The organism is Pseudomonas sp. 8AS (assembly GCF_902506505.1).
Lineage (GTDB): Bacteria > Pseudomonadota > Gammaproteobacteria > Pseudomonadales > Pseudomonadaceae > Aquipseudomonas.
Window position 1 is genome coordinate 952,246 of sequence record NZ_LR733406.1, and the last position, 26,584, is coordinate 978,829.

At 63.7% G+C, this 26,584-nt stretch carries 25 protein-coding genes and 3 tRNA genes; 13 read left to right on the forward strand and 15 right to left on the reverse strand.

What is annotated here, in order from left to right; genetic code table 11:
• The first annotated feature begins 2 nt into the window (after nucleotides 1-2).
• The 3 genes from GV001_RS04380 (at nucleotide 3) to thiO (ending at nucleotide 4,928) form a co-directional block, all read left to right on the forward strand.
• Complete coding sequence (locus tag GV001_RS04380) at nucleotides 3-3,221, forward strand: pilus assembly protein (RefSeq protein ID WP_160078433.1); 3,219 nt, start codon at nucleotides 3-5, stop codon at nucleotides 3,219-3,221.
• Nucleotides 3,203-3,628: a type IV pilin protein gene (locus GV001_RS04385; RefSeq protein WP_306108810.1), complete on the forward strand. Its 426-nt coding sequence runs from the start codon at nucleotides 3,203-3,205 to the stop codon at nucleotides 3,626-3,628. Before GV001_RS04380 ends, GV001_RS04385 begins: the two co-directional genes overlap by 19 nt.
• 208 nt (nucleotides 3,629-3,836) lie before the next feature.
• Nucleotides 3,837-4,928: a glycine oxidase ThiO gene (thiO, locus tag GV001_RS04390; protein WP_256664864.1), complete on the forward strand. Its 1,092-nt coding sequence runs from the start codon at nucleotides 3,837-3,839 to the stop codon at nucleotides 4,926-4,928.
• A 3-nt stretch (nucleotides 4,929-4,931) separates the two neighbouring features.
• Here the strand turns inward: thiO and GV001_RS04395 are convergent, their stop codons facing one another.
• The 4 genes from GV001_RS04395 to GV001_RS04410 all read right to left on the reverse strand — a co-directional run bounded on the left by GV001_RS04395 (nucleotide 4,932) and on the right by GV001_RS04410 (nucleotide 9,254).
• Complete coding sequence (locus GV001_RS04395) at nucleotides 4,932-6,272, reverse strand: sigma-54 dependent transcriptional regulator (protein ID WP_160078434.1); 1,341 nt, start codon at nucleotides 6,270-6,272, stop codon at nucleotides 4,932-4,934.
• A 2-nt stretch (nucleotides 6,273-6,274) separates the two neighbouring features.
• Entirely contained in the window at nucleotides 6,275-7,852 is a 1,578-nt protein-coding gene (locus GV001_RS04400) for a PAS domain-containing sensor histidine kinase (protein WP_160083172.1), read from the reverse strand.
• Between the two features lie 4 nt (nucleotides 7,853-7,856).
• Entirely contained in the window at nucleotides 7,857-8,096 is a 240-nt protein-coding gene (locus GV001_RS04405; protein ID WP_160078435.1) for a PP0621 family protein, read from the reverse strand.
• A 138-nt stretch (nucleotides 8,097-8,234) separates the two neighbouring features.
• Nucleotides 8,235-9,254 (reverse strand): outer membrane protein assembly factor BamD, encoded by a 1,020-nt coding sequence (locus tag GV001_RS04410; RefSeq protein ID WP_160078436.1) that lies wholly within the window; start codon nucleotides 9,252-9,254, stop codon nucleotides 8,235-8,237.
• Between the two features lie 147 nt (nucleotides 9,255-9,401).
• Here GV001_RS04410 and rluD point away from each other — a divergent pair, with 147 nt between their 5' ends.
• The 3 genes from rluD to clpB all read left to right on the forward strand — a co-directional run bounded on the left by rluD (nucleotide 9,402) and on the right by clpB (nucleotide 13,792).
• On the forward strand, nucleotides 9,402-10,373 hold the full coding sequence (gene rluD / locus GV001_RS04415) for a 23S rRNA pseudouridine(1911/1915/1917) synthase RluD (RefSeq protein ID WP_160078437.1): 972 nt from the start codon (nucleotides 9,402-9,404) through the stop codon (nucleotides 10,371-10,373).
• Nucleotides 10,373-11,101, forward strand: coding sequence for a peptidoglycan editing factor PgeF (pgeF, locus tag GV001_RS04420; protein ID WP_160078438.1), 729 nt, complete (start codon nucleotides 10,373-10,375; stop codon nucleotides 11,099-11,101). Before rluD ends, pgeF begins: the two co-directional genes overlap by 1 nt.
• Before the next feature lie 126 nt (nucleotides 11,102-11,227).
• Nucleotides 11,228-13,792 (forward strand): ATP-dependent chaperone ClpB, encoded by a 2,565-nt coding sequence (gene clpB / locus GV001_RS04425; protein WP_160078439.1) that lies wholly within the window; start codon nucleotides 11,228-11,230, stop codon nucleotides 13,790-13,792.
• A 104-nt stretch (nucleotides 13,793-13,896) separates the two neighbouring features.
• Here clpB and GV001_RS04430 read toward each other — a convergent pair whose 3' ends face one another.
• Complete coding sequence (locus tag GV001_RS04430) at nucleotides 13,897-14,229, reverse strand: PilZ domain-containing protein (protein ID WP_160078440.1); 333 nt, start codon at nucleotides 14,227-14,229, stop codon at nucleotides 13,897-13,899.
• On the reverse strand, nucleotides 14,230-16,599 hold the full coding sequence (locus GV001_RS04435; protein ID WP_160078441.1) for a DUF1631 domain-containing protein: 2,370 nt from the start codon (nucleotides 16,597-16,599) through the stop codon (nucleotides 14,230-14,232).
• Between the two features lie 212 nt (nucleotides 16,600-16,811).
• Here GV001_RS04435 and GV001_RS04440 point away from each other — a divergent pair.
• The 3 genes from GV001_RS04440 to GV001_RS04450 all read left to right on the forward strand — a co-directional run bounded on the left by GV001_RS04440 (nucleotide 16,812) and on the right by GV001_RS04450 (nucleotide 17,056).
• A tRNA-Asn gene (locus GV001_RS04440) sits at nucleotides 16,812-16,887 on the forward strand.
• 10 nt (nucleotides 16,888-16,897) lie between these two features.
• Nucleotides 16,898-16,974: transfer RNA gene (locus tag GV001_RS04445), tRNA-Pro, on the forward strand.
• Nucleotides 16,975-16,980: 6 nt separating this feature from the next.
• Nucleotides 16,981-17,056, forward strand: a tRNA-Lys gene (locus GV001_RS04450).
• Between the two features lie 118 nt (nucleotides 17,057-17,174).
• Here the strand turns inward: GV001_RS04450 and GV001_RS04455 are convergent.
• The 4 genes from GV001_RS04455 to GV001_RS04470 all read right to left on the reverse strand — a co-directional run bounded on the left by GV001_RS04455 (nucleotide 17,175) and on the right by GV001_RS04470 (nucleotide 19,873).
• Nucleotides 17,175-18,473: an NAD(P)/FAD-dependent oxidoreductase gene (locus tag GV001_RS04455; protein ID WP_160078442.1), complete on the reverse strand. Its 1,299-nt coding sequence runs from the start codon at nucleotides 18,471-18,473 to the stop codon at nucleotides 17,175-17,177.
• Nucleotides 18,474-18,536: 63 nt separating this feature from the next.
• A complete protein-coding gene (locus tag GV001_RS04460; protein ID WP_160078443.1) occupies nucleotides 18,537-18,710 on the reverse strand; it encodes a DUF3094 family protein in 174 nt (57 codons plus the stop codon).
• Nucleotides 18,711-18,734: 24 nt separating this feature from the next.
• Nucleotides 18,735-19,247, reverse strand: a complete 513-nt coding sequence (locus GV001_RS04465; protein ID WP_160078444.1) for an MOSC domain-containing protein — start codon at nucleotides 19,245-19,247, stop codon at nucleotides 18,735-18,737.
• The gene (locus tag GV001_RS04470; protein WP_160078445.1) at nucleotides 19,244-19,873 is read right to left on the reverse strand and encodes a DUF1780 domain-containing protein; all 630 of its coding nucleotides are present in this window, start codon (nucleotides 19,871-19,873) and stop codon (nucleotides 19,244-19,246) included. Before GV001_RS04470 ends, GV001_RS04465 begins: the two co-directional genes overlap by 4 nt.
• Before the next feature lie 96 nt (nucleotides 19,874-19,969).
• Here GV001_RS04470 and GV001_RS04475 point away from each other — a divergent pair, with 96 nt between their 5' ends.
• From GV001_RS04475 to GV001_RS04490, 4 genes are all read left to right on the forward strand, one after another.
• The gene (locus GV001_RS04475) at nucleotides 19,970-20,392 is read left to right on the forward strand and encodes a GNAT family N-acetyltransferase (RefSeq protein ID WP_160078446.1); all 423 of its coding nucleotides are present in this window, start codon (nucleotides 19,970-19,972) and stop codon (nucleotides 20,390-20,392) included.
• Nucleotides 20,389-20,856 (forward strand): FAD/FMN-containing dehydrogenase, encoded by a 468-nt coding sequence (locus tag GV001_RS04480; RefSeq protein ID WP_160078447.1) that lies wholly within the window; start codon nucleotides 20,389-20,391, stop codon nucleotides 20,854-20,856. Before GV001_RS04475 ends, GV001_RS04480 begins: the two co-directional genes overlap by 4 nt.
• The gene (locus tag GV001_RS04485) at nucleotides 20,853-21,542 is read left to right on the forward strand and encodes an energy-coupling factor ABC transporter permease (RefSeq protein ID WP_160078448.1); all 690 of its coding nucleotides are present in this window, start codon (nucleotides 20,853-20,855) and stop codon (nucleotides 21,540-21,542) included. The genes GV001_RS04480 and GV001_RS04485 overlap by 4 nt, the downstream gene beginning before the upstream one ends.
• A 102-nt stretch (nucleotides 21,543-21,644) precedes the next feature.
• Nucleotides 21,645-21,860 (forward strand): hypothetical protein, encoded by a 216-nt coding sequence (locus tag GV001_RS04490; RefSeq protein ID WP_160078449.1) that lies wholly within the window; start codon nucleotides 21,645-21,647, stop codon nucleotides 21,858-21,860.
• A gap of 97 nt (nucleotides 21,861-21,957) precedes the next feature.
• On the opposite strand, the gene yacG is transcribed toward GV001_RS04490, so the two are convergent.
• The 5 genes from yacG to pilB are packed head-to-tail and all read right to left on the reverse strand — an operon-like array spanning nucleotide 21,958 to nucleotide 26,557.
• Nucleotides 21,958-22,152 carry a DNA gyrase inhibitor YacG gene (gene yacG / locus GV001_RS04495; protein ID WP_160078450.1) on the reverse strand — a complete coding sequence of 65 codons (195 nt, stop codon included), beginning with the start codon at nucleotides 22,150-22,152 and terminating at the stop codon, nucleotides 21,958-21,960.
• On the reverse strand, nucleotides 22,149-22,760 hold the full coding sequence (gene coaE / locus GV001_RS04500) for a dephospho-CoA kinase (RefSeq protein WP_160078451.1): 612 nt from the start codon (nucleotides 22,758-22,760) through the stop codon (nucleotides 22,149-22,151). The genes yacG and coaE overlap by 4 nt, the downstream gene beginning before the upstream one ends.
• Nucleotides 22,761-23,630, reverse strand: coding sequence for an A24 family peptidase (locus GV001_RS04505; RefSeq protein ID WP_160078452.1), 870 nt, complete (start codon nucleotides 23,628-23,630; stop codon nucleotides 22,761-22,763).
• A gap of 2 nt (nucleotides 23,631-23,632) precedes the next feature.
• Nucleotides 23,633-24,850, reverse strand: coding sequence for a type II secretion system F family protein (locus GV001_RS04510; protein ID WP_160078453.1), 1,218 nt, complete (start codon nucleotides 24,848-24,850; stop codon nucleotides 23,633-23,635).
• A 3-nt stretch (nucleotides 24,851-24,853) separates the two neighbouring features.
• The gene (gene pilB, locus GV001_RS04515) at nucleotides 24,854-26,557 is read right to left on the reverse strand and encodes a type IV-A pilus assembly ATPase PilB (protein ID WP_160078454.1); all 1,704 of its coding nucleotides are present in this window, start codon (nucleotides 26,555-26,557) and stop codon (nucleotides 24,854-24,856) included.
• Nucleotides 26,558-26,584 lie beyond the last annotated feature (27 nt).

Below are 26,584 nucleotides of genomic sequence, written 5' to 3' on the forward strand. Positions count from 1 at the left end.
CCGTGAACAGGGTTAAATCTTTTGCGCTGGGAGCATTGCTGGCCGGTTATGCGGCCTCTCCCGTGTGGGCTCTCGATATCGCCGATGTGCCACTGTTTCAGTCGACTACGGTGGCCCCCAACGTGATGCTGCTGCTGGATGACTCCGGTAGTATGAAACATGCTATCTGGGCGGATGGTTACAATAATAATTATAACTATTTCTTGAATGGTGGTAGCGGTCTGGTCGAGTACATGTCTTCATCCAGGGATTGGTGGGGTAACTATACATATAGCTATGCAGATCTTTCCCAAGAGAGTGGTACATATATAACAAAGAATGGGTTGGGTGCGGGGGATTGTGCGGCAGGGTTTTCAAAATTTCGCATTGATAGCGTCACGGAGAAGTGTTTGAAATTCCCTGATCCTTATGGGAGTGGGGGGACGTGGTTTGTTCAAAACTACGCCGCTTATCTAGCCAGAACCTATGCCGATGGAACCGATCTGACCCAAGTGGCGGCAGTCCCCAATGATTATCGGATGCGTGTTCTTAAGGCTGCAGCCAAGAGTATCGTTGCTAATAACTCTGGAATGCGCCTCGGTGTGTTCAGTTTCAATGACCAGGCTGGGGGTGAGCTGGAGGCGGACGTCGGCTCCACGCAGTCAACGCTAACGTCGAGTATTGATGGGTTGAGTGCGAACAGCTCTACGCCATTGGCCGAAGCCTATTATGAAGTAACCCGCTATATGCGCGGTCTCGATAGCTATACCAGTCCACAGCAGTACCGCTGCCAGAAGAACTTTGGCGTGGTGATTACCGATGGTCTGCCAACGTATGACACGGAATTCCCCAGTGATGATCCAGAGGATGTTCGGGATACCAGCAAGGCGCTTCCGGATTGGGATGGTCTGTCACCAGAGACCACGTCGGTTACACCTGCTCCGCAGCATTCAGATGGATGGCGTCCCGCCGGCTCCGATCAGACTGTCGAGGGGTATACGTTGTATTTGGACGATGTGGCCAAGTTTGCCTACGACATAGACTTCAAGCGTACAGGTGATGATGGTTATGCCAGTTACAGCGATCCGGCCTTTGCCAAACAGAACATGCAGACCTTCACGGTAGGCTTTTCGGTAGCCAACCAGATGCTGCAAGATGCCGCGGCCTATGGCCATGGTCAGTACTTTACGGCCAACAACGCAACGCAGTTAAGCAATGTCTTAAACCAAGCGATGCAGTCGATCCGGAACCAGACCAGTTCGGCCGCCGCCATCGCAACCAACTCCACTCGTCTCGATACCGACACGTTGATCTATCAGGCCAAGTTCAACAGCGGTAACTGGAGTGGTGAACTGATCGCTTATGGCATCAACAGCAATGGCACGGTCGGCTCGGCACGCTGGCAAACTAATACCGCTGGTCTCATTCCCGCGGCGGCGAGCCGGAACGTGTTTACCCACACAGGTAGCGCGGGCGCTGTATTCCTCTGGGATAACCTGGCCTCTACCCAGCAAACCGACTTGGCCGTTTCCAATGCCGCGGATGGCGCTCTAGTAGTTGACTGGCTACGTGGCGGTAGCTCCGGCGCTGTCTTGTCTACCAATGAGGTACTGCGTGCCCGTACTACGGTGCTTGGCGATATAGTCAACTCGGACCCGGTTTTTGTTGGTGCGCAGAACTACGGCTACACCGTGCCCAACGATGTAGCTGTGGCTACCGAGCCGGCCGATACTTATCAGGCGTATCTGGACAGCAAGAGTGCCAGTGGTGCCACCAAGTTGGTGATGGTCGGTGCCAACGATGGCATGTTGCATGCTTTCAATGCGGAAACCGGTCGTGAGTTGTTTGCCTATGTGCCGAAATCGATTTTCAAACAGCGTACCGGCACTCCGGGTGATACCCCCGGCTTACGTCATCTGACCAAGGCCAACTATTCCCATCGATACTATGTGGACGGTCCGATTGGGGTGGGCGATGTCTACGTGGGCGGAGCCTGGAAAACCTATGCCGTTGGTGGCCTTGGGGCTGGCGGGCGGGGCATCTACGGCCTAGATATCAGCACGCCGACGAGTTTTTCTGCCAGTAATGTGTTGTGGGAAATCACTGCGCCGGATACCAGCGACACTAGCAATAACTGGAATGATCTCGGCTATACCTATGGGCTGCCAGTGATTGCCCGCACCAGAGCCGGTCGCTGGGTGGCCATCTTCAGTAATGGTTATGACAGCAACTCTGGTCGTGCAGCTCTCTATGTGGTGGATGCGGCGAACGGTGAGTTTATTCGAAAAATAGTCGTCGATACCGACACTACTGCCGATACCGATAATGGGCTTTCTGCGCCGGCAGTTATGGTGGATGCCAATCGCTATATTACCTATGTATATGCCGGCGACTTGAAGGGTAATTTGTGGAAATTCAATCTTTCCGATAGTAATCCGAATAACTGGGCGGTATTCAAGACTTCTGGGAATAATGCTAGTGCAGTCAGTGTGCCACTGTTCACTGCAAAGAACGAGTCAAACCAAGTTCAGCCTATAACTTCAGGTCTCGAAATTGGTTCGAACCCAAGTGGTGGGTTGATGATTTACTTTGGTACCGGCAAGTATTTCGAAACCAGTGACAATACCGTTGGTAGCAGCCCGCAGATGCAGAGCTTCTATGGCATCTGGGACAAGGTACCTTCTGGCAATAGCCTGAATGGCTGGGAGGTTAGCGCTCGGAGTGAGTTGCAGATGCAGCGAATTGAGTACGAGTCGGGCGACTACCGGACTTTCAGTAAGACAGCGCTAGGGGCGAATAAGCGTGGATGGTATATGGACTTGGGTTCTCCATCAGGGAGCAGTAACGTTGCCTCTGGCGAGCGAGCAGTCAGCCTACCTTTGTTGAGGGCTGGGCGAATCATTTTTACCACAGTAATTCCGTCTGCCGATCCTTGCCTGGCTGGCGGTACCAGTTGGTTGATGGAGCTGGATGCCTTCACCGGAGGCAATCTCAACTATGCGGTACTCGATACCAATGGTGATGGTGAGTTCAACAGCGCCGACAATGTCTCTTGTGGCAATGGTCTTACCTGTCCTCCTGGTGGCATGCGTTCGCGTGAGGGGATCATCAAGACGCCTGGTATCGTTTCGGCCGGTGATACCGAATACAAGTACTCAGGGGGGTCGTCGGGTAATATCCTGGTGATTACAGAGAAAGGTTCAGCCAAAGAAGGAAGGATGTCATGGCGGCAGTTGCGATGAGTCGGCGCCTGGCGGGGTTTACCCTGATCGAGCTCATGGTTGTCGTGGCCATAGTCGGAATATTGGCGGCTATTGCTTATCCTAGCTATATGGATTACGTGCGCAAGGGCAATCGCACCGATGCCAAAACAACCTTGCTGCAGACTAGCCAGGTTCTGGAGCGGTGCTTCACCCAGTACAGCGCCTACAACAATGCAGGCTGTACGGTGCAGAACAATGGTACGGTCAACTCGTCTGACGGGCTGTATACGGTGGGGGTGGTAAGCGACGCGACCACCTATACCCTTACCGCATCTCCGGTTGCTGGAAAAGTCCAGGCGGGCGATGCCAAGTGCGCGACCCTGACCCTCAATAATATGGGTGCCAGGGGGGCGACCGGGACATCTGCCGGGGAGTGTTGGAAATAGTTTGTTAGTCAAGGGCCAGCTTATCTGGCCCTTCTTATTTGCCTTGCTTTTTCCTGACGCATAGGAGGGCCATGCCGTCGGTTGGGAATGTAAACTGACTGGCCTAAGTGGCGGAGCGTGGAACTCGCGACTCCAGCAGAGACTGATTGTGGGCGCTTGGGGTGATGCCCTTTGGGGGCTGTATGCGCTATCTGTAGAGGGGCGGCGGGTGAAAGTAGTCTGTATTGGTGGTGGTGTTATTGGTTTGCTGAGCGCTTTGCAGTTGGCTCGTGTGGGCATCCAGGTAACTGTGCTGGACTCCAGCGCCCTAGGGCGCGAGTCATCCTGGGCTGGAGGTGGCATCGTTTCGCCGCTCTATCCGTGGCGCTACAGTGCGGCGATCACTGCTTTGGCGCACTGGTCGCAAAGCTTCTATCCCGACCTTGGGCGGCAGCTGCTCGCTTCGACAGGTATCGATCCCGAGGTCCATGCCACTGGCTTGTATTGGCTGGATCTGCAGGATGAGGCGGATGCATTGGCCTGGGCGCAACGGCAGAAAGCAGGCTTGTCCCGGGTCGATATGGCGCAGGTTCATGACGCGGTTCCGGCATTGGGTGCGGGCTTTACCAGTGCCATTCATTGGCCGGGTTTGGCCAATGTTCGTAATCCACGCCTGGTGCAGGCGCTTCAGGCCGAGTTGCAGGCGATGCCGAATGTGCAATTGCATGAGCACGTCCGGGTCAATGGTTTCCTGCGCCGTGGCCAGCAGGTCGTGGGGCTGCTGACGACCAACGGCGAACTGCCGGCAGATAGGGTGGTGTTGTCGGCCGGTGCCTGGAGTGGTGAATTGCTGGCTGGGTTGGGGCTGAGTCTTCCGGTTGAGCCGGTGAAGGGGCAGATGATCCTCTACAAATGTGCCGAGGACTTTCTGCCGGCCATGGTTCTGGCCCATGGGCGCTATGCGATCCCGCGGCGGGATGGCCATGTGCTGGTCGGCAGCACCCTTGAGCATGTCGGTTTCGACAAGACGCCTACTGCAGAGGCGCTGGCCAGCCTGCAGGCTTCTGCGCAGCAGTTGCTGCCCGCCTTGGCGGAGGCCGAGGTGGTGGGGCATTGGGCCGGGTTGCGCCCGGGTTCTCCGGAGGGCATTCCGTTTATTGGCGAAGTGCCGGAGTTCCCGGGGCTGTGGCTGAATTGCGGGCACTACCGCAACGGTCTGGTGCTGGCCCCGGCCTCCTGCCGGTTGCTGGCGGATCTGATGCTGGGGCGTGAGCCGATAGTCGATCCCGCGCCTTACTCGCCGGTTGGCCGGCTGGGCTGAGGCTCAGTCGAGCCCCAGCTTTTTCAGGCGATAGCGCATCGAGCGGAAGGTCAGGCCCAGGCGCTGGGCCGCCGCGGTGCGGTTCCAGCGGGTTTCCTCGAGTGCCTGCATGATCAGCTTGCGCTCGATGTCTTCCAGATAGTCCTCCAGGTTGTCGATCTGCGCCAGCGATGCCTCGCCGGCTTCCGCCGCGCCGCTGGCGTCGGCCAGGCGCAGGTCGCTGGCCTTGATCTGTTCGTCCTCGCACAGGGTGTAGGCGCGTTCCAGCATGTTCTCCAGTTCGCGCACGTTGCCGGGGAAGCGGTAGCTCTTGAGTTTTTCCAGCGCCTCGGCTGCCAGTTGGGGCTGGGCCAGGCCGGTTCCTTCGCCGAGCCGGCGCAGCATGGTGTCGGCCAGCAGCGGGATGTCCTCGCGGCGTTCGCGCAGTGGCGGCACGCGCAGCTCGATGACGTTTAGGCGGTAGAACAGGTCCTGGCGGAAGCGTCCGGCTGCGACTTCCGCGGCCAGGTCCTTGTGTGTGGCGCAGAGGATACGCACATCCACCACCAGTTCCTGCTGGCCGCCGACGGCACGCACGGCCTTTTCCTGAATGGCGCGCAGCAGCTTGACCTGCATCGCCAGCGGCAGGTCGGCGACTTCGTCGAGGAACAGGGTGCCGCCATTGGCGGCCTGGAACAGCCCCTGCTTGTCTTCGATGGCACCGGTGAAGCTGCCCTTCTTGTGGCCGAAAAACTCGCTCTCCATCAGCTCGGAGGGAATGGCGCCACAGTTGACCGGGACGAACGGCTGTTCGCCCCGCGGCCCCTGCTCGTGGATCAGCCGGGCCACCAGTTCCTTGCCGCTGCCGGATTCGCCGCTGATGTAGACGGGGGCCTGGCTGCGCGCGAGCTTCTGGATCTGGTTGCGCAGCGTGCGCATGGGCGGCGACTCGCCGAGCAGGCGGGTATCCACCGGGCCTTCTTCATCGCTGGCCGTGCGCAGGCGCAGGGCGGTGGCCACCAGTTCGCGCAGGCGGCCGAGGTCGACCGGCTTGGTCAGAAAGTCGAAGGCGCCCGCCTTGAGCGCGTTGATCGCCGTATCCAGGCTGCCGTAGGCGGTGATCATTGCCACCGGTACCTGCGGGTGGCGCTGCTGGATGTGCTGTACCAGTTCCAGGCCTGTGCCGTCGGGCAGGCGCATGTCGGTCAGGCACAGGTCGAAGGGTTCGCGGGCCAGCCATTCGCGGGCCTCCTTGACGTTGCGTGCGCTGCGCGTGTCGAGCTTCATGCGCCCCAGGGTGATTTCCAGGAGTTCGCGGATGTCGGGCTCGTCGTCGACGATCAGGGCTCTTTGCCGGGTGCTCATGTTCAGCTCAGTTTGCGTGAGTGGGCGAAGGTGATGCGGAAGCAGCTGCCGCCGCCTTCGCGCGGTTTGTAGTCGAGGCGGGCCTGGTTGCTTTCGCACAGCTCGCGGGAGATGTACAGGCCGAGGCCGGTGCCCTTGTTGTCGGTGGTATAGAAGGGCTCGAAGATATGTTGCAGCTGTTCGGGCGGGATGCCGGGCCCGTCATCGAGGACTTCCAGGATCGGCAGGTCGCTTTCCGGGTCGCGGAACAGCTGCAGCCAGACCTGACCGAGCTGGTGGACTTTGGCGCTGTAGCGCATGCCGTTCTGTACCAGATTGGTCAGCACCTGGGTCAGCTGGTGGGGGTCCATTCGCGTTTGCAGACCGCTGCCACGCGTTTCCAGGTGCAGGGTCTGGTTGAGGGTTGCCGAGTTGCGGAATTCGCTGGCGAAGCGGTGCAGCCAGTATTTCAGGTCGAGCAACTGGGGTTCGGCCTGGCGCCGGCGCGACAGTTGCAGCACGTTCTCGATCACCAGGTTCATCCGCCGCGAGTGGTCCTGGATGATCTGCGCCAGGCGCCGGTCGGGGCCATCGAGGCTCTCCGATTCCTGCAGCAGCTGGGCGGCATGGCTGATGGCGCCCAGCGGGTTGCGGATCTCGTGGGCGATCCCGGCGGTCAGGCGGCCGAGGGAGGCCAGCTTGAGCTGCTGGGCCTGCTGGGTGATCTGCGAGATGTCCTCGAGAAACACCAGGGTATGCAGCTCTGCGCCGCGCTGCAGGGGGATGAAGCTCGGTTGCAGCAGCGGGCCTTCCGGCACTGCCTGCAGGCTCTGCGGGCGCAGGGTCGGGTTGTGCAGCCATTGTTGCAGGCGCCGGACCAGCTCCGGGCAGTGCGGGTCGAGCACCTTGCCGGTCAGGTCGCCGCGCCCGAGCAAGGTCAGCGCGCCCTGATTGGCCAGGACGACGCGATGCAGTTTGTCCAGCACCAGGATACCGGTGCGCATGCGCTGCAGGATCAGGGCGTTCAGGGCTTCCAGGCTGGCCACGTCGACAGCGCGCTGCGCGGCGAGGGATTCGCTCTGCTGCAGGCGCCGGGTCAGGCCCTGGAGGAACAGCGCCGCGGCGAAGCACAGGGCGCCGAGGGCGCCGGCCTGCACATAGTTGGCTGAGGCCGCCGGGTGGCTGAAGCTCAGGTAGAAGGTCAGGTAGATCATGCCGATGGCGGCCACCGCGGCGATCAGCAGGCCGATCCGCCCGCGCAGCAGGATATTGGCAATGGCCACCGAGACGATCAGCAGATTGCCGATGCCGCTCGGCGTGCCGCCGGCGGCATAGAACAGCGCCGAGAGCAGCAGGACATCGGCCAGGGCGATGCTGAAGACCTGTAGCAGATGCCGTGGCTGCTGCATCAGCACGGCGATCAGGATATTGACCACCAGATAGGCCCAGCTGCCGTTGCGGAACAGCTGGGCGTGGGCCAGGTCGAGCAGGTCCTTGTCCAGGTCGCTGGATATCAGCAGGACCAGGGCCAGGCCGACCGTGACCCGGTACAGGTGGTAAAGGCGCAGGACGCGGCGGCCATGAGTGCCGTCCAGGGTCATGGTCTCAGCGTTCACCTGGGGAGCTGTCCTGCTGCAGGTGCGCCTGGCAGCAATACCAGCGTTGCCCGTGGCTCAGGGCCTTGTCCTGGGGCACATGGACGCCACACTGGGCGCAGCGCACCATCGGCGCCGGCTCGTCGTGGCGAGCCGCCTGCCGGGATTGCGCGGGGCGCGGGCGATTGAAGCGGCGCCACAACCACACGGCGGCCGCGATGAAGGCGATCCAGAACAGCAAGCGAAACATGATGGGCTCTTCTTGTTGGCAGGCGGGCAGTGTAGCCAAGGTCGGGCGACGGATGCAGCAGGCAAAGCGTGCAGTTGCCGGCTGGCAGGCAGAAAAAAGGGAGGCTCATGGCCTCCCTCTGTTGCTGCGCTAGGGTATTCAGTCGAATACGCCGAAGGTCATGTAGCTGAACCAGGAGCGCTCGCCGTCGTTGCTTGCGGCCTCGTCCTGCTGCTCTTCGGCATCCTGCTGGTTTTCCGGCTGCAGTTCGTCCGGGATTTGCTCCTCGGCGTCTTCGTACTGGCGGATCACGTCCTGGCTGGCGCGGGTTTCGCCCGGCGGCAGCGGGGTGTCGGATTCGATCAGGCCGAGGGTGGCCCTGGCCAGCCAGGAGCGGTTGTCGGCTTCTTCTTCGCGCGGGACGAAGTTGCCGTCGACCAGGCTCGGGTGGTCCGGGTAGTTGAGTTTCAGGGTTTCCAGGCTGGTGGCGGCCAGATCGGTCATCTCCAGGCGCTGGTAGGCTTCGGTCATCACCGCCAGGCCATCGCCGACGGACGGGGTTTCCTGGAAGTTTTCCACCACGTAGCGGCCGCGGTTGGCGGCGGCGACATAGGCCTGGCGAGTCAGGTAGTAGTGCGCGGCATGGATTTCATAGGCGGCCAGCAGGTTGCGCAGGTAGATCATGCGCTGCTTGGCGTCTGGGGCGTAGCGGCTGTTCGGATAGCGGCTGGTGAGCTGGGCGAACTCGTTGTAGGAGTCGCGGGCCGCGCCCGGGTCGCGCTTGGTCATGTCCAGCGGCAGGAAGCGGGCGATCAGGCCGCGGTCCTGGTCGAAGGAGGCCAGGCCTTTCAGGTAATAGGCGTAGTCGACATTGGCGTGCTGCGGATGCAGGCGGATGAAGCGCTCGGCAGCGGACTTGGCTGCTTCCGGTTCGGCGTTCTTGTAGTAGGCATAGATCAGCTCGAGCTGGGCCTGCTCGGCGTAGCGGCCGAACGGGTAGCGCGACTCCAGGGCTTTCAGCTTGGCCACGGCATTGGTGTAGCTGTTGCTGTTCAGGTCGTCCTGAGCCTGCTGGTAGAGCTCGGTCTCGCTCAGGTTTTCATCAACTTCCGGCTTGTTCGAAGAGCACGCGGCGGTGATGGCGAGCATGGCGATCAGCAGCAGGTGTTTCACTTGCATGGCGGCTTGCGTCCCTGTGACGGCCGGCTGTCTTGGCCTGGACCGTCCTGTTATGATGAGCGCCCCGCAATGGCCGGGGCAAAGACGCCGTATTTAACCACAGCGTGCAGCCGAAACCAAAAGCTGCACCTCCCTCCGCAGTAGCCCATGTCCGAAGACGCCGATCAGCTCATCCAACTCACCGCCGAAGTGCCGTCCGCACTGGGTGGTCAACGCCTCGACCAGGTCGCCGCCCAGCTGTTCGACGAGTACTCGCGCTCGCGCCTGTCGACCTGGATCAAGGATGGCCGCCTGACCGTCGACGGTGCCGTAGTGCGCCCGCGTGACATCGTGCATGGTGGCGCCGTGTTGGCCCTGGAGGCCGAGCAGGAAGCCCAGGGCGAGTGGATCGCGCAGGACATCGCGCTGAACATCGTCTACGAGGACGAGCACCTGCTGGTGATCGACAAGCCGGCCGGCCTGGTCGTCCATCCGGCTGCCGGGCACGCCGACGGCACCCTGCTCAATGCCCTGCTGCACCATGTGCCGGACATCATCAACGTGCCGCGCGCCGGCATCGTCCACCGTCTGGACAAGGACACCACCGGCCTGATGGTGGTGGCCAAGACCCTGCAGGCGCAGACCCGCCTGGTCGACCAGATGCAGAAGCGCTCGATCAGTCGCATCTATGAGTGCATCTGTATCGGCGTGATCACCTCCGGCGGCAAGATCGACGCCCCGATCGGCCGCAGCTCGGCCAACCGCCAGCGCATGGCGGTGATCGACGGCGGCAAGCCGGCCGTCACCCATTATCGGGTGCTCGAGCGCTTCCGCTCGCACACCCATGTGCGGGTCAAGCTGGAGACCGGGCGCACCCACCAGATTCGCGTGCACATGACCCATGTTGGCTACCCGCTGGTCGGCGACCCGCTGTACGCCGGCCGCTTCCGCATCCCGCCGGCCGCCAGCCCGACCCTGGTGCAGACGCTCAAGGAGTTCCCGCGCCAGGCCCTGCATGCGCGCTTCCTCGAACTGACCCATCCGATCACCGGGCAGCGCATGAAGTGGGAATCGCCGTTGCCCGATGACCTGGTGTGGATGCTGTCCCTGCTGCGCCAGGACAACGAATCCTTCGTCTGATGAGTACTGAGTGGCTGACGCCCGACTGGCCTGCGCCCGCTAGCGTGCGGGCCTGCGTCACCACCCGCGCTGGCGGTGTCAGCCTCGCGCCCTTCGACAGCCTCAATCTCGGCGACCATGTCGAGGATGATCCGCAGGCCGTCGCCCGCAACCGCCAGATCCTTACGTCCGCCTTGCACTGCCAGCCGGCCTGGCTGCGTCAGGTGCATGGCGTGCAGGTGGTCGAGGCCGATCCGGCTCGGGTGGCCGAAGCCGATGCCAGCTGGAGCGCTACCCCGGGTATCGCTAGTGCCGTATTGACCGCCGATTGCCTGCCGGCGCTGTTCTGCGACCGCGCCGGCACCCGCGTGGCGGCGGCCCATGCCGGCTGGCGCGGGCTGGCCGGCGGCGTGCTGGAAGCCACCCTGGATGCCCTGGCCCTGCCTGCACCGGAGGTGCTGGTTTGGCTCGGCCCGGCCATTGGCCCGCAGGCCTTCGAGGTCGGCGCGGAAGTGCGCGAGGCCTTCCTGGCCAGTCATGCCGAGGCTGCCCAGGCCTTCACCCCCAGCGCCAACGCCGGCAAGTACCTGGCCGACATCTACCGGCTGGCGCGCATCCGCCTGGCTGCTCGCGGCGTCACCGCCGTGTACGGCGGCGGCCTCTGCACGGTCGGCGATGCGCGCTTCTATTCCTACCGCCGCGCCGCCCGCACCGGGCGCGTCGCCTCGCTGATCTGGCTGGCCGACTGACCTGCATCAACGCCGGCACGCTTGAATCGCGAAAAACTGTCCTCATCTATGCTTCATCCCGGCGGGCTTTTCGTTTCTGGGGCGCTCATCGCCCCGGCCCGCCCTCAATAGAAAGGACGAACCTCCATGCGTATTGACCGCTTGACCAGCAAGCTGCAGCTTGCCCTTTCCGATGCCCAGTCCGTGGCGGTGGGCCTCGACCATCCGGCCATCGAGCCGCTGCACCTGATGCAGGCACTGCTCGAGCAGCAGGGCGGCTCGATCAGGCCGCTGCTGATGCAGGTCGGCTTCGACGTCAATGGCCTGCGCCAGGCACTGACCAAGGAACTCGACCAGCTGCCGAAAATCCAGAACCCCACCGGCGACGTCAACCTGTCCCAGGACCTGGCGCGCCTGCTCAACCAGGCCGATCGCCTGTCGCAGCAGAAGGGCGACCAGTTCATCTCCAGCGAAGTGGTGCTGCTCGCCGCCATGGACGAGAACACCAGGCTGGGCAAGCTGCTGCTCGGCCAGGGGGTGAGCAAGAAGGCCCTGGAAAACGCGGTGAGCAACCTGCGCGGCGGCGATGCGGTGAATGACCCCAACGTCGAGGAATCGCGCCAGGCCCTGGACAAGTACACCATCGACCTGACCAAGCGCGCCGAGGAAGGCAAGCTCGACCCGGTGATCGGTCGCGACGACGAGATCCGCCGCACCATCCAGGTCCTGCAGCGCCGCACCAAGAACAACCCGGTGCTGATCGGCGAGCCTGGCGTGGGCAAGACCGCCATCGCCGAGGGCCTGGCCCAGCGCATCGTCAACGGTGAGGTGCCGGACGGGCTGAAGGACAAGCGCCTGCTGTCGTTGGACATGGGCGCGCTGATCGCCGGGGCCAAGTTCCGCGGCGAGTTCGAGGAGCGCCTGAAGGCGGTACTCAACGAGCTGAGCAAGCAGGAAGGGCGGATCATCCTGTTCATCGACGAGCTGCACACCATGGTCGGCGCCGGCAAGGCCGAGGGCGCCATGGATGCCGGCAACATGCTCAAGCCGTCCCTGGCCCGTGGCGAGCTGCACTGCGTTGGCGCCACCACGCTCAACGAGTACCGCCAGTACATCGAGAAGGATGCCGCCCTGGAGCGGCGCTTTCAGAAGGTGCTGGTCGACGAGCCGAGCGAGGAGGACACCATCGCCATCCTGCGTGGCCTCAAGGAGCGCTACGAGGTGCACCACAAGGTGGCCATCACCGACGGCGCGATCATCGCCGCGGCCAAGCTCAGCCACCGCTACATCACCGACCGCCAGCTGCCGGACAAGGCCATCGACCTGATCGACGAGGCCGCCAGCCGCATCCGCATGGAGATCGACTCCAAGCCGGAAGTGCTCGATCGCCTCGAGCGCCGCCTGATCCAGCTCAAGGTCGAAGGTCAGGCACTGAAGAAGGAGGACGACGAGGCGGCGATCAAGCGCCTGGAAAAACTCAACGAGGACATCGCCCGCCTGGAGCGCGAGTACGCCGACCTGGAGGACATCTGGAAGTCGGAAAAGGCCGAGGTGCAGGGCTCGGCGCAGATCCAGCAGAAGATCGAACAGTCGCGCCAGGAGCTGGAGGCGGCGCGGCGCAAGGGCGACCTCAACCGCATGGCCGAGCTGCAGTACGGCATCATTCCGGATCTGGAACGCAGCCTGCAGATGGTCGACCAGCACGGCAAGACCGAGAACCAGCTGCTGCGCAGCAAGGTCACCGAGGAAGAGATCGCCGAGGTGGTCTCCAAGTGGACCGGCATCCCGGTGAGCAAGATGCTCGAAGGCGAGCGCGACAAGCTGCTGAAGATGGAAGGCCTGCTGCATAAGCGGGTGATCGGCCAGCACGAGGCGGTGGTGGCCGTGGCCAACGCCGTGCGCCGCTCGCGCGCCGGGCTGGCCGACCCGAACCGGCCGAGCGGCTCGTTCCTCTTCCTCGGCCCGACCGGGGTGGGCAAGACCGAGCTGTGCAAGGCGCTGGCCGAGTTCCTCTTCGATACCGAGGAAGCGCTGGTGCGCATCGACATGTCCGAGTTCATGGAGAAGCACAGCGTGGCCCGCCTGATCGGCGCGCCGCCCGGCTATGTCGGCTACGAGGAAGGCGGTTACCTGACCGAGGCCGTGCGCCGCAAGCCCTATTCGGTGGTGCTGATGGATGAGGTCGAGAAGGCCCACCCGGATGTGTTCAACGTGCTGCTGCAGGTGCTGGAAGATGGCCGCCTGACCGACAGCCACGGGCGCACCGTGGACTTCAAGAACACCGTGATAGTCATGACTTCCAACCTCGGCTCGGCGCAGATCCAGGAGCTGGTCGGCGACCGCGAGGCGCAGCGGGCGGCGGTGATGGATGCGGTGAGCAGCCACTTCCGTCCCGAGTTCATCAACCGCATCGACGAGGTGGTGGTGTTCGAGCCGCTGGGTCGCGAGCAGATCGCCGGCATCGCCGAGATCCAGCTGCAGCGCCTGCGCGGTCGCCTGGCCGAGCGCGAGCTGAGCCTGGAGTTGAGCGCCGAGGCCCTGGACAAGCTGATTGCCGTCGGTTACGACCCGGTCTATGGCGCGCGACCGCTGAAGCGGGCGATCCAGCGCTGGATCGAGAACCCGCTGGCGCAGCTGATCCTGGCCGGCACCTTCACTCCGGGGGTGACGATCAAGGCGACCGTCAAGGACGAGGAGATCGTCTTCGTCTGAGTCTTGTCGTGATGAAAAAGCCCCGCAAGCGGGGCTTTTTCATGGTTGCATGCAGGCGTCTGGAGTCGGCGCAATGCTCGAGTCCAGGTGCCGCATGGACGGGCTCACAGGTGCTGCAGCACGATCTCCAGCGCGCTCGCCTGGTCGTCGGCCAGGTCGATGATGTGGAAGCCGCTCCAGCCGTGCTGGCCATTGGCGCCGGGACGGCTCCACAGGCAGTCGGCACCCAGGCGGATCTCGTGGATGCCCTGCAGCGGCTCGCCCAGTACCAGGCGGCACTCCCACACCGAGTCGGCCTCCAGCGGCACGTCGCTGACCAGCATGAAACCGTCGGCGGACAGGTCGACGATGCGTCCCAGGCGCTTGCCGGAGTGGAAGTCGAGCACTTCCAGGCTGAGTTCGGTGGTGTGGCGACTGTGCTGGCGACGATCGTCCATTCAGGCTCCTTGGTCGACTTCGGTGGTGCGCCCGGTAAAGCGCTGGAGGACGCGGTAGATGGCATGCAGGGCGCGGTCCATCAGCGGCTTCTCGCGCTCGGGGGCGACGATGCGTGCCAGGCCCTGTTCCATTTCGCTGGCCAGTTGCTTGATCGGCTTGATCGCCACGCGCTGGCCGCTGTGGTCGACGAACATGTAGTTGTGCGTGGTCGGGCTGAACCAGGACAGCTTGAGGGTGCGGGTTTCCGTGCCCTGGCCAAACTCGAACCAGGTGCCGAACTCCAGCTGCTGCAATTCCTCGAGCAGTGCCTGGGCGCGCGCCGACAGATTCTCGTTGTGGTGGGTGGGTGCGGCCAGGGCGGCGTCCTCGCCCAGCATCATGCCCAGCGGGCTTTCCTGCAGGGTGGCCTTGAGCTGGGCGGCCACCTGCGGCTGCCTGGCCTGCACCGCGTACTGGCAGGCGACGATGTCCTGCAGCAGGCGGCGGATGCCGTCTTCGTGGTAGCCGCCGAGCAGCTCCAGGCCCTTGCGCAGGTCATCCAGCAGGGCGACGCGCAGGCCTTGCAGGCGGGCACTGCCGGCGGCGTCCAGCAGGGTGCCGCTCCAGGCCAGTTGCTCGGCCACTTCGCAGGAGCGCCGCCATTCGCCGCTGTGTTCGCCGTGACGGAGCAGGACGAACACCAGCACGTCGGTCCAGGTCAGTTCGAGGAAGTTGCGGATGATGGTCGGCAGCTCGCGCTCCTTGAGCGCCTGGTTGATGGCGTCGACGGCCAGCTGGCGCGCGCCGAGCAGCTTGTCGCGACCCTTGGCCGCCTCGACGGCGCGCCGCTCGCGCAGTTCGACCTTGTGCTGGAGGGTGGCGACGAACTCGTTGAACTCCTCGAGCAGGCTGTCGAACAGCAGCAGGTCGCCGGCAAAGCCGTGGATCACCCGCTCCACCACCCAGTGCATCTTCGCCAGCAGGCCGCGTTCGTCGCCTTCGCCGCCATACAGCACACCGGCCTGGGCCATGCTGTTGAGCAGGCGCCGCGCCGGATGATGGTGCTGGGTGAACAGCGCCTTGTCCTGCAGCGCCACCTTCAGGTAGGGCGTATGCAGGTGCGACAGGGCGGTCTTGCAGGCATCCGGCAGGTTGTCATCGTCGAGGATGAAGTCGAACAGCATGCCGACCAGGTCGACCACGTCGGCTTCCTGGTCCGAAAGCTTCTGCTGGCCGGGCCGCTGGCTATGGGTTTCCAGCTGTTGCTGCAGGTCGGCCTTGAGGCCCTCGACGGCTTGCGGGCGCTGCAGGCGCTGGCTGAGGTCGTGGCTCGACTGCTGCTGCAGGCGGTTCAGGGCGTCGAGCAGTTCGCTGGCGCTGTAGGTGCTGGTGGCGGAGCGCGGGGCGAAGCTGGCAATGCTGCGAGTGCCGCCGAGCAGCGGGGCATCGGCATTGCGTTCGCGGCGTTCGCCGAGCAGCGCGGCCAGGCCGCCGAACAGCTGGGCGGGATCCTCGGGCGGCGGGCTGCTGAGGTCCGCCGGGGCGGCGTAATGCGGCTCGATGGAGGCATGCAGCAGCTCGGCTGACGGGGTGGGGGGCGCGGCTTGTGCCGGGGTACGGTGTGCCGCGCCCGGCGCGGCAGGCGTCCGGGCGGCTGCACCCGGGGTGGCCGGTGCGGGGGCGGCGCCGGAACTGCGCTGCGCGCTGTACTTCAGGTTGGGCAGGATGCCGGCGTCGATCAGGCGCTGGTTGAGGGCTTCGTACAGGGGCTCGAGGCCGTGCATCACCTGCTGGTCGAACAGGGTATAGAGGATGATCTTGATCCGCAGCGGCAAGGGATGCGGCGCCAGGGCCTGGCGGAAGGCGCGGGCGATGGCCGGCGGGCCGAAGGGGTTGCTGTCCTCGCCGAGCTTGTGGCCATTGTTGAGCAGGGCCAGGCGCTGCTCGAGGGCATACAGGGCGCGTGCGCTGCGCGCCTTGACCCGGCTGACCATGTTGATGACCTGCAGGCTCTCTTCGTAGTCCTCGTTCTGCACCAGTGCCAGCTGCTCGGCATCCAGCATGCCGATCGGTTCGGCGGCCTTGAGCCTGCCGGCGAGGAAGTCGGCGAAGTTCTGCGCGATCTGCTGGTGGTAGCTGCGTTCGATCAGCGGGCGCAGTTTGCGGATCTCGCGCATGCTGTCGAAGAACAGCGCCTGCACGCGGTTGTTCTCGGCCTTGTCCGCGCAGTCGAAGAGGGTGTCGTCGACCCGGCCGAACACGCCGCTCAGGTCTTCAGCCAGCCGCTTAACCAGCAGCGTGCGGCAGTCCTGCAGCAGCTCGCCGAAGCGTGGCGGGATGCCACGACCGGTGGGGCGTGAGGGGATATGCGGAGTATCCGGGGTACTCATGGGCTTTCCTGTGCGGGCCTTGCCGGTCCGCGCTTCCTGCAGTGATGTCGTTCGGGTGGTAGACACATAGTAGCCGGAAGTCGGCGCGCAAGGCGTTGTTAAGAAAGTGATTTCAAGGCTTGACAGGGGCTCGCGAAAACGTAAAATGGCGCGCCTCAGATGCGGGAAGCGGTAAACGCCGAAGCCTGTTGATGAGCTGGAAGGTGATACGTTCCGCGATAGCTCAGTCGGTAGAGCAAATGACTGTTAATCATTGGGTCCCTGGTTCGAGTCCAGGTCGCGGAGCCAACTTTCTTATCGGGGTATAGCGCAGTCCGGTAGCGCGCTTGCTTTGGGAGCAAGATGTCGGGAGTTCGAATCCCCCTACCCCGACCATTTTCAGGGTCGTTAGCTCAGTTGGTAGAGCAGTTGGCTTTTAACCAATTGGTCGTAGGTTCGAATCCTACACGACCCACCAACATCTTCCCGGGCCTGCCTCGGGAAACAACAAACCCGCCTAGTGCGGGTTTTTTGTTGTCTTTTTTTCGTGCCTGCGCGCCTGGCCGGGTTGCCCCGGGCAGGCGCGCAGCGCGCAATCAGTGCAGCTTGAGGCGTGGCTCGGTGCTGCGGCCGATGCGGTCGCTGAGCATCAGCAGCAGGGTGCGGAAGGTGCCGTACAGGGCCATCTGGTGCATGCGGTAGAGCGAGATGTAGAACATCCGCGCCAGCCAACCTTCCAGCTTGACGCTGCCCATCAGGTTGCCCATCAGGTTGCCCACCGCGGAGAAGCGCGACAGGGAGATCAGCGAGCCGTAGTCCTGGTAGCGGAAGGCCGCCAGCGGCTTGCCCTGCAGGCGTAGCCTGAGCGATTTGGCCAGCAGTGAGGCCTGCTGGTGCGCGGCCTGGGCGCGCGGCGGGACGCTGCGTTCGCCGCCGTCGCCGAGCGGGCAGGCGGCGCAGTCGCCGAAGGCGAAGATGTTGTCGTCCAGCGTGGTTTGCAGGCTCGGGCGCACCAGCAGCTGGTTGATGCGGTTGCACTCCAGGCCGTCCAGTTCCTTGAGGAACGCCGGGGCGCGGATGCCGGCGGCCCAGACCTTGAGGCTGGCCTGCACCTCGATGCCCTGGGCGACGAGCAGGGCCTGCTCGCTGACCTGGCTGACGGCGCTGTTGGTCAGCACGGTCACCCCGAGCTTTTCCAGGGTCTGGTGCACCGGCTGGCTGATCCGCTCCGGCAGTGCCGGCAGCACGCGCGGCCCCGCCTCGATCAGGGTGATGCGCATGTTCTGCGGCTGGATGTTGTTCAAACCGTAGGCCGCCAGCTCATGGGCGGCATGGTGCAGTTCGGCGGCCAGTTCGACGCCGGTGGCGCCGGCGCCGACGATGGCCACGCTGATCTGGCCGTCGTCGGTTTTGCCGGCGTGGGCGCGCAGGTAGTGGCTGAGCAGCTGGCGGTGGAAGCGCTCGGCTTGCTCGCGGGTGTCGAGGAAGATGCAGTGCTCGGTCGCGCCGGGGGTGCCGAAGTCGTTGGTGGTGCTGCCGACGGCGATCACCAGGCTGTCGTAGCCCAGCTCGCGGGCGGCCAGCAGCTCGGCGCCGTGCTCGTCCAGGGTGGCGGCCAGGCGAATGCTGCGGCGAGCACGGTCCAGCCCGCTCATGCGCCCGAGCTGGAACTGGAAGTGGTTCCACTTGGCCTGGGCCACGTAGTTCAGCTCGTCCTCGGAGGAGTTCAGCGAGCCGGAGGCGACTTCGTGCAGCAGCGGTTTCCAGATGTGGGTGAGGTTGGCGTCGACCAGGGTGATGCTGGCCTGGCCGCGCCTGCCCAGGGTTCTACCCAGGCGGGTAGCAAGCTCCAGGCCGCCGGCGCCGCCGCCGACGATCACGATGCGATGGTGCATGGGGGTATCTCATAAGGCTTGGGGAATCCGGGGTGGAGTCCGGCCGGGCGAGCGCTAAGCAGCTCATAGCACCAGACGACTCAGGAGGCGGCTCAGCACGCCGAGCACGATGACCGCGAGCAGGATGACCAGCAGCAGGCGCCAGACCCGGAAGGGCGGGCGCTCGACCCGGTGCTGTGGCGCGCTCAGGTACTGATCGACGCGCTGCTGGTCTTCGGGGCTCAAGCGGCTGGACATGGCGCACCTCGCGAGAAAGTGGGCTCATTCTAGCCCTGCGTCGACGAGCGGCTCAACGCACAGCGGGTCGTCCAGGCGAATAATGCCGCCGTGCAGCACGCGGGCGGTGATCCCGCCGTGGCCGCGCATGGCCTGGAAAGTGCCGGGGCCCAGGCGCTCCTCCAGCTTGGCGCAGGGCTGGCACCAGCCGGTGGTTTCCAGGATGGCCTGGCCGATGCGAAAGCGGCGGTTCTTCAGGCTGAACAGGTTGATGCCGGCGATGGCGATATTGCGCCGCAGGTCGGCGGCGCAGATCGGCCGCTCGGGCGTGCGGCCGAGCAATGCGTTGATCACCGCGAGGTGTTCCCACTGGATCAGCGTGACCTGGCGCGCGTTGCGGGGGCCGGGGCGGGCGTGGTCGCCGGTCAGGCCGGCTTCGCGGCGCGCCTCCACCGCGTCCAGTTCGAGCATGGCGCCGCCGGCCTGCGGGCGCACGCCGATCCAGCGCACCCGGCCTTGTTGCGGCACCCGGGCGAGCAGTTCTTGCAGCGGGCTCACAGGCTGATGCCGACGTCGAACAGCACGGTGCGACCGAGGTTGCTGCGCAGGAAGTCGGGGGCGTCGGCATGGGCGAACAGCACGCGGGCGTAGCTCGGGCCGACCAGGGACAGCGAGCGCCAGCCCTGGCGCAGGTATTCGCCGGGCGGCGGGAAGTGGCTGTTGAAGTCGGGCATGTCGCGCTTCAGGTTGATGTAGGCGAGCAGGTCCAGCTCGCCCAGGTCGATGCCGCGTTCGCGGTAGTTGTGCGCCTTCTTGCGCAGGGTCGGCGCCAGGCGTCCCTGCAGTTCGCTGGCGGCGATCCGCCGGGGGCGCGGCTCGCGGCGCAGCAGCTGGCTGAGGGATAGGGCGCTGCGGCGGCGTTCCAGTTCGGCGCGCCATTCGTCATTCAGGCGGCGGCCCTGATCGAGGACGAAGAACACCTCGAAATTGGCTTCGCGAAACAGCACGTCCGGCGGCTCCTGACGGGCCGCGCCGAACTCGTCGTGGCGGAACGGCACGTTGAGGCCGAGCAGCAGGCGCTGGCAGACCCAGCGCTCGCGTTCCCACTTGCGCGCGTTGGTAAGGAAGTCATTGGCCTGTTCGGCCTGCCGGGTCAGCAGGCGCAGGTAGTCTGAATCGTCCATGGGCGCAGCATAACCGCAAATTCGTCCCGCGGCAGCGGGGCGCTGAAGCCTGCGCCTGAGCGGTGTAGACTGGCTTGTCGCTTGCGAGGCCGCTCTATGTCGATCCGCTCCATCACCCCCGCCGACCACCCGCAGCTCGTCGCGCTCTGGCGGCGCACGCCGGGCATCTGCCTGCGCCCGGAGGATGAGTTGGCGCCATTCTGCGCCTATCTGGCGCGCAATCCCGGGCACAGCCTGTTGGCCGAGGTCGACGGGCAATTGGCGGGCTGCCTGCTGGCCGGGCATGATGGCCGGCGCGGTTACCTGCAGCATCTGGTGGTGGACCTGCCGTGGCGGGGTCGCGGCCTGGCGCGGGCGCTGCTGGCCGAGGCGCTGGCGCGCCTGGCGGCGCAGGGGATCGGCAAGTCCCATGTCTTCGTCTTGCGCGATGCCCCGCAGGCGCTGGCCTTCTGGCTGGCCCAGGCCGGCTGGGCGGCGCGCGAGGATATCCAGGTATTTTCCACGAGGAGTGGCGCATGAGAGTCTGGTTGATGTTGCTGGTGGGGCTGCTGTGCGTGCCGGCCATGGCGCTGGAGCCTGGAGAAAAACTGGTGCCCTGGACGTTGCTGGATCAGTTCGAGCAGCCCTACACCCTGGATGACGAGTTGCAGGTGTTGCTGGTGGCGCGCGACATGGCCGGGGCCAAGCTGCTCGAGGCGGCGCTGCAGGGGCGGCCCAAGGGCTATCTGGAGCAGCGCCGGGCGGTTTTCCTGGCCGATATCAGTCGCATGCCCGGGCTGGTCGCCAGCCTGTTCGCTGTGCCGGCGATGCGCGACTACAGCTACCGCGTGCTGCTTGATTCGCAGGCGCGGGTGGCGCCGCGCTATCCGGGCGAGGCGGGGGCGGTGCTCTGGCTCGACCTGCGCGCCGGCCATCTGCAGGCGCAGCGCAGCTTCACCGAGGCGGCGGCGTTGGCAGCCGCGCTGGAGCAGATCGCCCCGTGATCGGTGCCGAGCTGCTGTCGGCGACCAGCCTCTGGCTCGGTTGGCTGGTCTATCTGCCGCTGCTGCTCTGGGCCGTGTGGCGTGCGCCCTGGGTCGAGCTGTTCAGCGATCAGCGGCGCCAGCACCTGCTGTTCGGTACGGTGCTGGCGTTGTTCCTGCTGTGGCTGGTGCGCCGCGATTTCGCCTCCGGCCTGTCCTACCACTTCATCGGCATGACCGTGGTCACCCTGCTGCTGGACTGGCCGCTGGCCGTGCTCTGCGGCCTGGCGGCGCAGCTGGGGCTGCTGGCCATGGGGCGGCAGGACCTGGCGGCGCTGGGGCTCAACGGCATATTGCTGGTGCTGATCCCGGTGCTGGTCACCGAGCTCTGTGCGCTGTTGGTGGAGCGGCGGCAGCCGCGCAACCTGTTCGTCTATATCTTCTGTTGCGGCTTCTTCCCGGCGGCCCTGGCCGTACTGTTCAGCTTGCTGGCCGGGCTCGGCGTGCTGTGGCTCGATGGGCTGTATGTGATGCCGCCGTGGCTGGATGACTTCGCCGGCTACCTCTGGCTGATCATGTTTCCCGAGGCTTTCATCAACGGCACGCTGGTCAGTGGCCTGGTGGTGTTCTATCCGGACTGGCTGGAGACCTTCAACCGCACGCGCTACCTGTCGGCGCCGTGGAAGGACGAGCCCCCGTCTTCCTGATGGTGCATGCTTCAGCGGCTGGATCGGGCTCCCTGGGTTGACCTGGATCAACCGCCGTCGACGCCGCCGGCGCAAGCTCGGCAAAACAGCGGAGGCAGCGACATGGGTGTACACGAGTGGGCGCGCGGTGAAATCGAGGGCAGTTTGCAGCGGGCGCAGGAGCAGGGTATCGAGCCGCTGCTCGCCCTGCGGGCCCTACTCAGCGCGGTGGTGGCCGGCAACCAGCGGCTGCGTCAGCCGGCCGACCTGGCCGCCGAGCTGCAGTTCCTGGCCGATAACCTGGATGATCAGCGCGACTACGGCTTTATGCGGCCCTAGGAGCTGTGCTGCCGTGACGGGCCGTAGGGTGCGCCGCGTGGCGCACCCTATGCAAATTCGCGTGAGGTTGCTGAGTGTGGCGTGGGGTCTCGGGGGCTCAATGCTCGCGGGGTGGCAGTTCGCCGGAAAACAGCTCGTCTTCCAGTGGGTCGCCGGCAATCACGTGGGCCTCGCTGGCCCAGGCGCCAAGATCGATCAGCTTGCAGCGCTCGCTGCAGAAGGGCCTGCTTGGGCTTTGCGGGCCCCATTCGACGGGGGCGCCGCAGGTTGGGCATTCGACGGTGCTGCTCAAGGTTGTCCTCCTCGCAGGGTCAGGTAGAAATTGTGCAGGCGTTCGACTTCGCTGCGTAGCCAGGCCGGGTCGCGGTCGTTCAATAGTACGTCGTCGGCATGCCGCAGGCGCTCGTCGCGGGCGGCCTGGGCCTTGAGAATGGCCTCGACCTGGGCGGCGGAGACCTGGTCGCGGGCCATGGTGCGCTGCCGCTGCAGGTCCTCGGGGGCATCCACCACCAGAACTCGCCTGGTCATGGCGGTCTGCCCGGATTCGATCAGTAGCGGCGAAACCAGGATCGCATAGGGCGATTCCGAACGCGCCAGGTAATTGCGGATTTCCTCGCCGATCAGCGGGTGCAGCAGGCTTTCCAGCCAGCGCCGTTGCTGCGGGTCCTGAAAGATCAGCTGGCGCAGGGCGGCGCGGTCCAGCTGGCCGTCGGCTTGCAGCACCTGCGGGCCGAAACGCTCGACGATACGGGCCAGGGCCGGGCGACCAGGCTCGACGACCCAGCGGGCGGCATGGTCGGCGTCGACCAGATGCACGCCGAGGTCGATGAAATGCTGGGCCGCCGCGCTTTTACCGCTGCCGATACCGCCGGTCAGGCCGAGAATCCAGGGTGTGTTCATTCAAAGCCGGGCAAATTGCAAATAGGCTCCGGTTATTTGATCACCCCAGAGCAGTGCAATCCAGCCGGCAATCGCCAGATAGGGGCCGAAGGGGATGGGCGTGCTGGTTTCCTGGTCGCGCAGGCGCAGCATGATCACGCCGAGCACGGCGCCGACCAGGGACGACAGCAGGATGGTCAGCGGCAGGATCTGCCAGCCGCCCCAGGCGCCGAGCATGGCCAGCAGCTTGAAGTCGCCATAGCCCATGCCTTCCTTGCCGGTGAGCAGCTTGAACAGCCAGTACACCGACCACAGGCTCAGGTAGCCGGCCACCGCGCCCCACAGGGCGTCCTCCAGGCTGGTGAACAGACCGTAGTGATTGAGGATCAGGCCCAGCCACAGCAGCGGCAGCACCAGGGCGTCCGGCAGCAGCTGGTGGTCGCAGTCGATCAGGCTCATCGCCAGCAGGCCCCAGGTCAGCAGCAGCATGGCGGCTGCCGGCCAGCCGAAGCCGAAATGGAATGCGACATAGGCGGACAGCAGGCCGCAGGCCAGCTCCACCAGGGGGTAGCGCTTACTGATCGGCGCCTTGCAGCTGGAGCACTTGCCGCGCAGGAACAGGTAGCTGACGACCGGGATGTTCTCCCACGGCTTGATCTGGTGCCCGCAATGCGGGCAGCTCGAATGCGGCAGGATCAGGTTGAAGGTCTCGCCGGCCGGCTCTTCAGGCAGCTCGAGCACGTCCCGCGCCTGCAGGCGCCAGTCGCGCTGCATCATCTTCGGCAGGCGATAAACCACCACGTTGAGGAAGCTGCCGATCAGCAGGCCGAGGAGCAGGGTGCAGAAAACAAAGGCCGGCAAGTTGCCGGCCAGAAAGTCGAATAAATGCATATTTACACAACAGAGCCCAGTGTGAAGATCGGCAGATACATTGCAATCACCAAGCCGCCAACCAGCACGCCAAGTACAGCCATGATCATGGGCTCCATGAGGCTGGTCAGGCTGTCCACCATGTTGTCCACTTCATCCTCGTAGAAGGTCGCAACCTTGTCGAGCATGGAGTCCAGTGCGCCAGACTCTTCGCCAATCGAGGTCATCTGTATGGCCATTGCCGGGAAGACGCCGGTCGTTCGCATGGAGAAGTTGAGCTGGGTGCCGCTGGATACGTCTTGCTTGATCTTGTTCACCGCATTGACGAAAACGACGTTGCCTGTAGCGCCGGCTACCGAGTCCAGAGCCTCGACCAGCGGCACGCCGGCGGCGAAGGTGGTGGAGAGTGTGCGGGCAAAGCGTGCGACTGCGGATTTGTAGATGATATCGCCGACAATAGGCACTTTAAGAACGAAGCGGTCGACTTGGTCGCGGAACTTTCTCGATTTCTTGTGTGCCTCTTTCAACGTGAAGGCTGCGGCAAAGATCACGAAAAGTACGACATACCACCATCTTTGCAATGCCTCCGATAGATCAATGACCATCTGAGTGAATGCTGGCAGTTCAGCGCCAAAACCTCTGAAAACGTCTTGAAACTGCGGTACTACCTTGATCAGCAGGATGGCGGAAACAATGATCGCCACGACGATTACGGCAATCGGGTAGTTCATTGCTTTCTTGATCTTGGCCTTCAATGCCTCGGTCTTTTCCTTGTAGGTGGCAACGCGATCCAGCAGGCTCTCGAGTGCGCCGGACTGTTCACCGGCATCGACAAGGTTGCAGTACAGGTCGTCAAAGTACTCCGGCTTTTTGCGCAGGGAGGTGGCAAAGCTATTGCCTGCCGCTACTTCCTGTTTTACCTCGTCGACCAGTTTGCGCATGTTCTGGTTGTCGAGGCCTTCTCCAATAATGTCGAAGGATTGCAGCAAGGGGACGCCGGCCTTCATCATGGTCGCCATCTGTCGCGTGAACAGGGCAATATCCATGGGTTTGATTTTTTTGCCTGCGCCGAACAGGCTCTTGCCTTTCTTGGTTACTCGAAGTGGGTTGATTCCCTGCTTGCGCAGTTGGGCTTTGACCAAGGCAGGACTCTGCCCGCTTAGCTCCCCTTTGATTCTGGCACCTTTCTTGTCAGTCCCTTCCCATTTGAAGACACTGTTTTGTAGTGCTTTTCCCGCCATGGTTTAATCCTTGGTTACCCGGTTGACTTCCTCGAGGCTGGTAACGCCTTGCATGGCCTTTACCAAACCGGAGGTGCGCAAATCATTGAAGCCATCTTTCCGCATCTGTGCGGCAATTTCTATGGAATTCCCTTCTTCCATGATAATCCGCTGCAGTGCCGGCGTAACTTTAACCACTTCATAAATACCGACGCGACCCTTGTAGCCGCCCTTGCAGTTCTCGCAGCCGACCGGGCCATAGATCTTGAATGTGCCGATCCTGGCTTCGGGGAAGCCTTCCTTGATGAGCGTGTCGTGAGGAACCTCTACTTCCTTCTTGCAGCTGCCGCAGAGTTTGCGCGCCAGGCGCTGCGCGATGATGAGGTTGACCGATGTGGCAATGTTGAACGACGGCACGCCCATGTTGCGCATGCGGGTCAGGGTTTCGGCGGCGCTGTTGGTGTGCAGGGTGGACATGACCATGTGGCCGGTCTGTGCTGCCTTTACCGCGATCGAGGCCGTATCGAGGTCACGAATCTCGCCGACCATGATGATGTCCGGATCCTGGCGCAGGAAGGCGCGCAGTGCCTGGGTGAAGTCCATGCCCTGCTTGGGATTGACGTTGACCTGGTTAATGCCCTCGAGGTTGATTTCCACGGGGTCTTCGGCGGTGGAGATATTCACATCCACCGTGTTGAGAATGTTGAGGCCGGTATACAGGGAGACGGTTTTGCCGGAGCCGGTCGGACCGGTCACTAGGATCATGCCTTGAGGCTGCTTGAGGGCCGCAAGGTACAGCTCTTTCTGTTCTTCCTCGTAGCCCAGCGCATCGATCCCCATTTGCGCACTGCTGGGGTCGAGAATACGCATGACTATCTTCTCGCCCCATAGGGTGGGCAAGGTGTTGACGCGAAAGTCGATGGCCTTGTTTTTCGAGATTTTCATCTTGATACGGCCGTCTTGGGGTTTGCGTCGCTCGGAAATGTCCAGCGCTGCCATCACTTTCAAGCGAGCACTGATCCGGCTGGCAAGCTGAATCGGGGGGCGAGCCACTTCGTGCAGAATGCCATCGGTGCGGAAGCGTACCCGGTAGACTTTTTCGTAGGGCTCGAAGTGCAGGTCGGATGAGCCACTCTTGATGGCGTCCAGCAGCATCTTGTTGACGAATCGAACGACAGGGGCGTCGTCGGCCGCTTCACCGCCGACTTTGTCTGCGGCGGAGTCGTCAACCGCCTCGACATCCAGTCCATCCAGGTCGATGTCGGCCAGGTCTTCCATGCCGCTTGAGCCGGCGTCGAAGAACTTCTCGATGGCATCGCCCAGTTTGTCGTCCTCGATCAGTACCGCCTCGGTGTTGAGGCCGGTGCTGAACTGGATATCGGTAATGGCCTGGTGATTGGTCGGGTCGGATATGCCGATGAAGAGTTTGTTGCCGCGGCGAAACAGCGGCAGGGCCCGGTGCTGGCGAACCAGCTTTTCACTGACCAGTTCGCGCGGCTGGGCTTCCTTGTCAATGCTGCTCAGGTCAATAAAGGGGGTGCCGAACTGTTCTGCGGCCACTTCTGCCAGGGCGCGGCTCTTGACCAGCTTGTTCTGCACCAGATAGGTAACCAGGGGCATCTTGTTGCGCATGGCCTGTTGCTGGGCTTGTGCTGCGGTGTGGTCGTCCAGCAGGCCGGCGAGCGCGATGTGCTTGGCGAGGCCGCTCAGGTTCAGAGGTTCATTCATGGGGCGGAGGTCTTGGCTGGCGGTTGG

Excerpts from the sequence above, each read along its gene's own strand:
- GV001_RS04385 (WP_306108810.1), top strand. The coding sequence starts at position 3,203 with ATGGCGGCAGTTGCGATGAGTCGGCGCCTGGCGGGGTTTACCCTGATC.
- GV001_RS04395 (WP_160078434.1), bottom strand. The coding sequence starts at position 6,272 with ATGAGCACCCGGCAAAGAGCCCTGATCGTCGACGACGAGCCCGACATC.
- GV001_RS04400 (WP_160083172.1), bottom strand. The coding sequence starts at position 7,852 with ATGACCCTGGACGGCACTCATGGCCGCCGCGTCCTGCGCCTTTACCAC.
- GV001_RS04405 (WP_160078435.1), bottom strand. The coding sequence starts at position 8,096 with ATGTTTCGCTTGCTGTTCTGGATCGCCTTCATCGCGGCCGCCGTGTGG.
- GV001_RS04410 (WP_160078436.1), bottom strand. The coding sequence starts at position 9,254 with ATGCAAGTGAAACACCTGCTGCTGATCGCCATGCTCGCCATCACCGCC.
- rluD (WP_160078437.1), top strand. The coding sequence starts at position 9,402 with ATGTCCGAAGACGCCGATCAGCTCATCCAACTCACCGCCGAAGTGCCG.
- pgeF (WP_160078438.1), top strand. The coding sequence starts at position 10,373 with ATGAGTACTGAGTGGCTGACGCCCGACTGGCCTGCGCCCGCTAGCGTG.
- clpB (WP_160078439.1), top strand. The coding sequence starts at position 11,228 with ATGCGTATTGACCGCTTGACCAGCAAGCTGCAGCTTGCCCTTTCCGAT.
- GV001_RS04430 (WP_160078440.1), bottom strand. The coding sequence starts at position 14,229 with ATGGACGATCGTCGCCAGCACAGTCGCCACACCACCGAACTCAGCCTG.
- GV001_RS04435 (WP_160078441.1), bottom strand. The coding sequence starts at position 16,599 with ATGAGTACCCCGGATACTCCGCATATCCCCTCACGCCCCACCGGTCGT.
- GV001_RS04455 (WP_160078442.1), bottom strand. The coding sequence starts at position 18,473 with ATGCACCATCGCATCGTGATCGTCGGCGGCGGCGCCGGCGGCCTGGAG.
- GV001_RS04460 (WP_160078443.1), bottom strand. The coding sequence starts at position 18,710 with ATGTCCAGCCGCTTGAGCCCCGAAGACCAGCAGCGCGTCGATCAGTAC.
- GV001_RS04470 (WP_160078445.1), bottom strand. The coding sequence starts at position 19,873 with ATGGACGATTCAGACTACCTGCGCCTGCTGACCCGGCAGGCCGAACAG.
- GV001_RS04475 (WP_160078446.1), top strand. The coding sequence starts at position 19,970 with ATGTCGATCCGCTCCATCACCCCCGCCGACCACCCGCAGCTCGTCGCG.
- GV001_RS04480 (WP_160078447.1), top strand. The coding sequence starts at position 20,389 with ATGAGAGTCTGGTTGATGTTGCTGGTGGGGCTGCTGTGCGTGCCGGCC.
- GV001_RS04490 (WP_160078449.1), top strand. The coding sequence starts at position 21,645 with ATGGGTGTACACGAGTGGGCGCGCGGTGAAATCGAGGGCAGTTTGCAG.
- coaE (WP_160078451.1), bottom strand. The coding sequence starts at position 22,760 with ATGAACACACCCTGGATTCTCGGCCTGACCGGCGGTATCGGCAGCGGT.
- GV001_RS04505 (WP_160078452.1), bottom strand. The coding sequence starts at position 23,630 with ATGCATTTATTCGACTTTCTGGCCGGCAACTTGCCGGCCTTTGTTTTC.
- GV001_RS04510 (WP_160078453.1), bottom strand. The coding sequence starts at position 24,850 with ATGGCGGGAAAAGCACTACAAAACAGTGTCTTCAAATGGGAAGGGACT.
- pilB (WP_160078454.1), bottom strand. The coding sequence starts at position 26,557 with ATGAATGAACCTCTGAACCTGAGCGGCCTCGCCAAGCACATCGCGCTC.